Below are 7,851 nucleotides of genomic sequence, written 5' to 3' on the forward strand. Positions count from 1 at the left end.
CCGGGCCACCGCTGCCGGGCGGGGGGAGGTCTGCGAGAGTGGAGACATGCACGTCATCGTCATCGGCGGCGGCATCTCCGGGCTCGCCGCCGCCCACCACCTGCTCAGGGGCGGCGCGCGCGTGACCGTCCTGGAATCCACCGACCGGCTCGGCGGCAAACTGCGTACCGGCCGGATCGCGGACCTCGACGTGGACCTGGGCGCCGAGTCGATGCTCGCCCGCCGCCCCGAGGCGGTCGACCTGGCCCGCGCGGTCGGCCTCGGCGACGCCCTCCAGCCGCCCGCGACGGCGACCGCGTCGGTGTGGACCCGCGGCGAGCTGCGCCCGATGCCCACCGGCCACGTCATGGGCGTGCCCGCCGACCCGGCGTCCCTGGGCGGGGTGATCTCCCCCGAGGGCGTCGCCCGCGCCGCCGAGGACGCCGAACTGCCGCGCACCGGGGTCGGGCAGGACGTCGCCGTCGGCGAGTACGTCGCCGCGCGGCTCGGCCGGGAGATCGTGGACCGGCTCGTGGAACCGCTGCTGGGCGGGGTGTACGCGGGGGACGCCTACCGGATCTCGATGCGCGCCGCCGTCCCCAAGCTCTACGAGGCGGCCCGACGGGAGCGCTCCCTGCTGGCCGGGGTCCGCGCCATCCAGGAGCGGACCGCGGCGCAGCGGCAGGAGGGGCCCGTGTTCATGGGCATCGAGGGCGGTGTCGGGCGGCTGCCCGGGGCCGTCGCCGACGCCTGCCGGGCGGCCGGGGCGGAGATCCTCACCGGCGTCTCCGCGACCGGGCTGCGCCGCGTCAAGCAGGGCGGGTGGACGGTGACCGCCGGCGGACGGACGCTGGACGCGGACGGGGTGGTGCTGGCCGTGCCCGCGCCGGTCGCCGCGCGGCTGCTGGAGACCGAGGTCCCGGCCGCCGCGGCCGAGCTGGACGCCGTCGAGTACGCCTCCATGGCCCTGGTCACCCTCGCCTTCCGCCGCCGGAACCTCACACGGACCCCGGAGGGCAGCGGCTTCCTCGTCCCGCCCGTGGACGGGCACGCCATCAAGGCGTCCACCTTCTCGTCCAACAAGTGGTCCTGGGTCTCCGCCCAGGACCCCGACCTGTTCGTCCTGCGCACCTCCCTGGGCCGGTACGGGGAGGAGGAGGTGCTCCGACGCGACGACGCCGATCTGGTGGAGCTGTCCCTGCGCGACCTGAAGGCCGCGATCGGACTCACCGCGCGGCCGGTGGCGCGCGTGGTCACCCGGTGGGAGAACGGACTGCCGCAGTACCCGGTGGGCCACCTGGACCGGGTGGCCCGCGTCCGCCGCGACCTCGCCGTCCACCCGGGCCTGGCGGTCTGCGGGGCCGCCTACGACGGGGTGGGCATCCCGGCCTGCGTCGCGAGCGGACGCGCCGCCGCCGAGACGGTGCTGCGGGCCTCCGGGACCCGGACCCGGTCGCCCGGCGCCGGGCCGAGCGCGTGAGAATGGCCGTATGACTGCTGAACCCCGCAAGACGCCCAACGCGGGCAAGAAGGCCAAGGACCTCAACGAGGTCATCCGCTACACCCTCTGGTCGGTCTTCCGCCTGCGCGAGGCGCTTCCCGAGGACCGCGCCGGCCACGCCGACGAAGTCCAGGAGCTGTTCGACCAGCTCGCCGCCAAGGACGTCACCGTGCGCGGCACCTACGACGTCTCCGGGCTCCGCGCCGACGCCGACCTGATGATCTGGTGGCACGCGGAGACCGCCGACGCCCTCCAGGAGGCCTACAACCTCTTCCGGCGCACCAAGCTGGGCCGCGCCATGGAGCCGGTGTGGTCCAACATGGCGCTGCACCGCCCCGCCGAGTTCAACCGCTCGCACATCCCGGCCTTCCTGGCCGACGAGGAGCCGCGCGCCTACGTGTGCGTCTACCCGTTCGTGCGCTCCTACGAGTGGTACGTCCTGCCCGACGAGGAGCGCCGGGGCATGCTCGCCGAGCACGGCCAGATGGCGCGCGGCTACCCGGACGTGCGCGCCAACACCGTGGCCTCCTTCGCGCTGGGCGACTACGAGTGGCTGCTGGCCTTCGAGGCCGACGAGCTGCACCGCATCGTCGACCTCATGCGTCACCTGCGCGCTTCCAAGGCCCGCCTCCACGTGCGGGAGGAGGTCCCGTTCTACACGGGCCGCCGCAAGTCGGTGGCGGAGCTGGTGGCCAGCCTGGCCTGACCACCGGCCCGCCGCACCCCGTGCGTCCCTCCCGCCCCCTCGCGTGCCGGGGCGGGGGAGGGACGCACGGGGCGGTCGACGTCTCCGGAACGGGCGCGGACCGGACCGGAACGGCCGTCGCACGATCCGGCTCCGATCTTCCGACCCGACCCATGTCCGACGGCTCCGACCGCCATGCCTGGCGACCGGTGGGACACGGAGCGACGGACCCTCTCGGATTGTGAGACCACCCTCCGAGGGCTTTCGCGTTCCCTGATGGTCGGGATCAAAGACCACCGACTCACCCCTTGGGCTCGACCCATCTCGCGACGAGGTCGGCGCACTCGATCCTGACCGTGGAGACGCTCAGCGCGATCTCGTGGGAGCAGCCGGTCCGGGAGGGCAGGATCTCGTCGAGCAGCACGGTGCCGTACCCCTCGTCCTGGTCCCACGGATAACCGCCCTCGGAGATGTCGAGACGGCGCACGCCCGAGTACTCGATCACCAGCCCCGTGGCGTGCTTCCAAGGGTTCGGGGAGAAAACGATCCGCAAATCCCCGAAGTCCGCCCCCGGCAGCTCCATCTTCGAGAGCCTCAGGTCCTTCACGCAGCGCTCGCCGTGGAAGTCGTGGTGCGAGGGATCGCTCGCGAACTCCCTCGCCCCTGGGGGGAGATCCGCTTTCAAAGTATCGAGTCGGCGCACATGGTCACGAGGATCCGTCCAGAACCCCCGACCCTCCTCGTCCCAACTCACCACGACATATTCCACTTGTGCGGTCCCGCCCTTCGGCCTCGGTCGCTGCCGCCTGCCACGGAGAGGCCCTTGTGTTCCTTGGAACCTGGCCGGTGTCGTTGCTCGCATACAGGGTTTACCGCACCAGGTCGTCGTCCTGTCGGTGCCCGTGGGGGTCCCGGGCGGCCGACTCGTACGACACAAGGGCCTTCCACGCGGACGCCAAGGCCGGGATCGGGGTGGCCTGACCGTCACACACGGTGTGCCCGCACCGCGTTCGCCACGATGGAAACGGGACGCAAGCGCACCGGCCGTGACGCCCTCGCGCTCGCGGGCAAGGCCAACGCGACGCACCCGGCCGCGGCCCTGCGCGGCCTCCACCCCTACTTGCACGCACCGAACTCGGCGTGGGACGTCGGAGCGTCCCTCACCAGCGACGACCAACTCCCGGGAACGCTCGGCGAGCGACCTCGGCATCCGCGGTGGAGGGCCGGAACATCAAGCTTCTGCGCCGGTCTCCCAACGAGACGATGCCCAGGATCTCCGCACACCCGGGCCCCGTGCCGGTGGACGAGCCGGTGGACGAGGGGGCCTGACAGGGCACGGACGTGGACGAGATCCGCGAGGCACCGGGCGGGTTTGCCCGCACGGCGGCCATGGAACCGGCACATGAAGCCTGAAATGCGAGCCATGTCCTTCGGAGAGGAGCGCCACTCGTGCGCCTGTTAAACGATCTCAAGCTGAAGCGGAGCAAGGAGGCGGGCAAGAGGAAGGAAGGTACGACCTGTTCGGGCGAAGCCTCCGCCACCCACCCCGTGGAATGGAAGCTGAAGGTTCCCGGACACCCTCCGCTGACCATCCACGACAACCGCTGGGAGAACGGCGAGCGGGACCTGACGCTCTACCAGCCCACCGTCGTCCCCGAGATGCCCGCGCCCCTCTCCAACCTGCACAACCGGCTGCGCTCCGGGATAGCGAGGTTCCCGAGTTCGGAACTGCGCATCATGCTGTACCCCACGTACGTCGATGCGCGGGGGAGGCCACGGATCAAGAAGTCCCTCACGACGGCGGGCCTCGCGGGCTGGATGGGACTGCGCCACCTGCGGGAGTTGACCGCGCGCAAGGGAGTCACGCTGGGTCCCGCGTTCGTCCGATCGGGCCCGCGCGACGTCGACCTGAACGCTCCACAGGACGAAGTCGCTTTCCAGCACGCCCTGTTCTTCTCCGCTGAGGACGACGAGACGCCGGTGATCGCCTTCGTCCACTTCCGGATCGTGCCCGTCCTGCGCCACATCGGCTGGCTGTCCCCGGACGGGAACCGACCTGAGCGGAAGGAGTGACCGTGGCAGGCCGTCGGTGCGACGGAAAGGTCCACAGCCTCAAGGGGCGAACGATCTGCTTCACGGGCCGTGCTCTTGTCGACGGCAAGTGGATGGTCAGGAAGCGTTGCGCCGAGAAGGCCGAACGTCTCGGCGCGACCTACAGAGCCGACTTCTCCGGCGGCGTGACCCTCGTGGTGTACGGCGATCTCGCCGGCAAGGTCGTGACCGACCCCAGCCGGGCCTACAGCAGTACCCTCGTGGACGCCGAGGAGGAGCGCAGCCGGGGACGGCACGTCTGCGTGGTGGACGGGGACGGGTTCTCGAACCTCCTCCGCCGCCGCTCCGCCCCCTGCCTGGAACTGCGGCGGACCGGCCAAGGGCGTGTTCGCCCCGTGGCGCCTCCCGAGACCGGGGGCGACATCCTCGGCGGGGCCCTCCGGGTGCGGCGGATCGGCCGGCACGCGCCCAAGGCCCTGACCATGGACCTCGGCCACCTCGACAAGGCCACGGCGGCACACGAGTCGACGGTGGGCGCGCTCATCGCGCACCTGGGTGGCAGGGGGATCGACGTGCGCACGTATGCCCGGAACGCGCCGAGATTCGACGCCGGTTGGTCGCGCGGCGCAGAGGTCTTCATCGCCGAGGTCAAGAGCCTGAGCGGTGCGAGCGAGGACCAGCAGATCCGTCTGGGCATCGGCCAAGTCCTCGACTACACCCACCAGATCCGGACCGCGCATCCCGACCGCCGCGTACATCCGGTGCTGATGCTGGAGAAACGGCCCATCGACGCCCGATGGGCCGTGCTTGCCGAGAGTCTCGGTATCCGACTCGCCTGGGCACCCGAGTTCACCGGGCTCTGATCCCTGCCGAGCCATGCGCGAACCGCGGAATCAGAAAAGGCCCGTCCACGTACGGACGGGTGTCTCACCGGGCCTCGTACATACGTCACGCTGCGTACCTGGACGGCATGTACTCGAAAGGCAACCGCCCGACCTGCCCCGGTCGGCCGGGCACCGTGCGCACCTGGAACCTGTAGGTGTGCGCCAAGTCCAGCGGGTCCGCCGATTTCCTCAAGCCGAGGGCCACGTCGGCCCGGCGGTCCCGAGCCGTCGGACACCGCCATCCCAGGGCAATTCATCCTCGAAGTCGCATGCTGCCACAGCTTGCGCCTTCGCTTCCCACAGAGCCTCGAGGATGCGTGTGACCGTTTCCACCATCGAATCCTCCCCACGAGGCGTGACCGGCTCGATCTCGACCTGCACGGGCCACAGGACGAAGTCATCCGGGAACTCCGCACTCTCCTGGAGATCAGGGTTCCGGCGGACCTCCACATCGAGACCGTCCACGGTCATCGTGTGCATCTCGAAGGTGCCTTCGAACAGGCCCCTCACAAGGGGATGCACGTCTTCGGCCCTCAACCCCTTGACCAGGATTCTGCAGTACGAGTACCTGCTCATGGCGCTCACGGAACCCGGATGAAGGGAAGATTGTCGAATGAGTCCTCCACGCGAACGACGGACAAGTTGACCTCCATACCCAGTTGGGCTTCCAGTGTCTTCCTCGGGCTTTGTAAACCGGCCTCGCCTGCCCCGGATCTTCCCCGTTCCCATGGCACGGATCATCGTCCGCGCCTTCGCGCTGTCGGGATCGGGGTGCCGAAACGCTCCCTGATCAGCTCGTCGAACCTGTCGGAGTCGACACGGACCCTTCCAATCACCTGGCTCTCTGGCAGAGAGGTTGGGGTGACAGGCGAGGAAGTCCCTGGTGGATGGGGTTTTGATCAGGAGAACCGTATCCATCGGAGACTTCCCGTGCTTGTCCATCCTTCCGGGCCGGACGTATCCGGCTCCACTCTGCGCTTCCTCGCTGCTCGCCTGGGAGAGCACTGCCGAGCCGTTGTTGACCGGTGGCGGCGTCTGACCGTCGGCTGTCAGGCCCTTCTCGCGCTGACCCGCCTGCCCAACGGGTAGCCCTACGCCCAGCTCGCGGCTGGGCTCGGCATCAAAACGACGGCCGTCTACCGCTACATCATCGAAGCCGTCGCCGTCTTGGCCGACTTGAACCCAACACTCGCGCAAACAGTTCCTGGGGCGTCGAGGGAAGCGTTCGTCTTGTTGGGCGGCACCCTGATGCCCATCGGTTGGGGCGTCCCCTAGCCGGAGGCTGGGAACATCGGCGCGGGCGAGCCTTTCCAATCGGGCTGTGAGTATGGGTGTGGTGCCCAAGCGCGGGAGCAAGGCATGAACGTGCAGATCCCTGCCGACCCGGGGGCGGACGTCTGCTGTGGGCCTCACCCGCTCCGTCCGGGCCATCCAGGATGTCCGCGCAGCTTGTGAGCACGGTGCCCTCGACGCCCTCGCCATGCCAGGCATCAAGCGCTGATCTGACAAGGCTCACCAAGGCACCGCCCACCATCCGCATCCTTCTTCCGAGGCCGAGGGGGAGGACTTTCCCGCCCGCTGGCAGGCTGTCAACCGGTCCCAGGTGAGAACTGCGCCCTCATCGAACCTGTCCTCGACCCCCATGACCTGGTGTTTTCTAAGCAGACTGCGACGCTCCACCACCCGCGTCACCGCCCTCGCTCAAGCCGCCTTCGCTGTCCATTCGATCAGCTTGGAATGAGGCTGGAAAGGCTCAGCAGCCATTTCTCAAGGTCATCGCGGCGCGGCCCCGGGATCGATGCCAAATCCCAAAAATTCGCTCACCGAGGTGGATATATCAATAAGACGCTGTCGCGTAACATCAGGGACCTCGTAGGAGTTACCCTCTACCCATTGAACGAAATTTTCCGGAAGGTTTACGCGGTAGTGTCGAACGTATTCTACCAAGTCGGCGCGCCATACGTACTCGCCATCTGTCATTACAGAAGACCCTCCGGGTGACTGGAACTTCTTCCCGATCAGGTCGAAGGTGATTTCCATGAGGTCAAGAATCGGGTGTCCCGAGACAAGGTAGTCAGTCATGCCCTTCGTGTCGTAGTCACCCCGAATCTGCGCCGCTTCAAGAAGCGATTCATGCCCTGCTCGCTTCTCCCCGTAAGACATCTCCCTGAAGAACCCAATAAATTGCACAATGCACCTCACTGTATTATTGGAAGGAAGATTCGCCAATATCCGCCGTCGGCGATCATGGGATCCTGTCCTCGGCCCAGGACAGGGTTCGTTCCCACCATATTTGTCGGAGCCCGGACTGTTACGCCGAGCTCATTGGCGACCTGCTGAGCTATTCCAGAGCTTCCAGAATGGCACACCATAAGCCTAAGAGGCCCGCCGTCGTAATGAGGGTTGTTCAGGACGGCATCGACTAGTTGACCACCGTTCACAGGTCCTCCGGGCAGCGCGAGGAAACCGTCACGGGAACCATGAGCCACCACATCGTGCTCCCCGCGGTTGAGAACATTTTGGAAGTTTCTCACGCTGGCGCCGTCTTCCCCGATCAACGTGCCCGTCTCTCCGTGAGTCACGGAGTGTCCGGATGGAATCCAGTTATCCGGTCCTGGATCATTCATGTAGTCGTACTGTGGCCCGCAGGGTGCGAGGCCGAGGGGGTCGGTCCAGGTGTGGGGGTTGTGGGGGTCTGTCTCTTATACACATCTCCGAGCCCACGAGACCTCTCTACATCTCGTATGCCG

General features: G+C 67.9%; 7 protein-coding genes and 1 pseudogene. 5 read left to right on the forward strand and 3 right to left on the reverse strand.

Annotation, left to right across the window (positions count from 1 at the left end):
• The first annotated feature begins 46 nt into the window (after positions 1-46).
• Both hemG and hemQ read left to right on the forward strand, forming a co-directional pair.
• Entirely contained in the window at positions 47-1,459 is a 1,413-nt protein-coding gene (gene hemG / locus IF47_RS0113005) for a protoporphyrinogen oxidase (RefSeq protein ID WP_037732482.1), read from the forward strand.
• Between the two features lie 10 nt (positions 1,460-1,469).
• Entirely contained in the window at positions 1,470-2,186 is a 717-nt protein-coding gene (gene hemQ, locus IF47_RS0113010) for a hydrogen peroxide-dependent heme synthase (RefSeq protein ID WP_031508891.1), read from the forward strand.
• Positions 2,187-2,466: 280 nt separating this feature from the next.
• Here hemQ and IF47_RS0113015 read toward each other — a convergent pair whose 3' ends face one another.
• Positions 2,467-2,850 carry a hypothetical protein gene (locus tag IF47_RS0113015; RefSeq protein WP_211257201.1) on the reverse strand — a complete coding sequence of 128 codons (384 nt, stop codon included), beginning with the start codon at positions 2,848-2,850 and terminating at the stop codon, positions 2,467-2,469.
• 764 nt (positions 2,851-3,614) lie between these two features.
• Between IF47_RS0113015 and IF47_RS0113030 the strand changes: the two genes are divergently transcribed.
• Both IF47_RS0113030 and IF47_RS0113040 read left to right on the forward strand, forming a co-directional pair.
• Positions 3,615-4,238 (forward strand): hypothetical protein, encoded by a 624-nt coding sequence (locus IF47_RS0113030; RefSeq protein ID WP_245641100.1) that lies wholly within the window; start codon positions 3,615-3,617, stop codon positions 4,236-4,238.
• A 2-nt stretch (positions 4,239-4,240) separates the two neighbouring features.
• Positions 4,241-5,080 (forward strand): BRCT domain-containing protein, encoded by an 840-nt coding sequence (locus IF47_RS0113040; RefSeq protein WP_245641101.1) that lies wholly within the window; start codon positions 4,241-4,243, stop codon positions 5,078-5,080.
• A gap of 210 nt (positions 5,081-5,290) precedes the next feature.
• On the opposite strand, the gene IF47_RS28715 is transcribed toward IF47_RS0113040, so the two are convergent.
• The gene (locus IF47_RS28715; protein ID WP_157839960.1) at positions 5,291-5,677 is read right to left on the reverse strand and encodes a hypothetical protein; all 387 of its coding nucleotides are present in this window, start codon (positions 5,675-5,677) and stop codon (positions 5,291-5,293) included.
• Positions 5,678-6,031: 354 nt separating this feature from the next.
• Here IF47_RS28715 and IF47_RS31055 point away from each other — a divergent pair.
• Positions 6,032-6,842 (forward strand): annotated as a pseudogene (locus IF47_RS31055) (IS5/IS1182 family transposase).
• 32 nt (positions 6,843-6,874) lie between these two features.
• Here the strand turns inward: IF47_RS31055 and IF47_RS30695 are convergent.
• Complete coding sequence (locus IF47_RS30695) at positions 6,875-7,303, reverse strand: hypothetical protein (RefSeq protein ID WP_157839961.1); 429 nt, start codon at positions 7,301-7,303, stop codon at positions 6,875-6,877.
• Positions 7,304-7,851 lie beyond the last annotated feature (548 nt).

Origin of the sequence: Streptomyces megasporus (assembly GCF_000718985.1) — a bacterium.
Classification (GTDB): domain Bacteria; phylum Actinomycetota; class Actinomycetes; order Streptomycetales; family Streptomycetaceae; genus Streptomyces; species Streptomyces megasporus.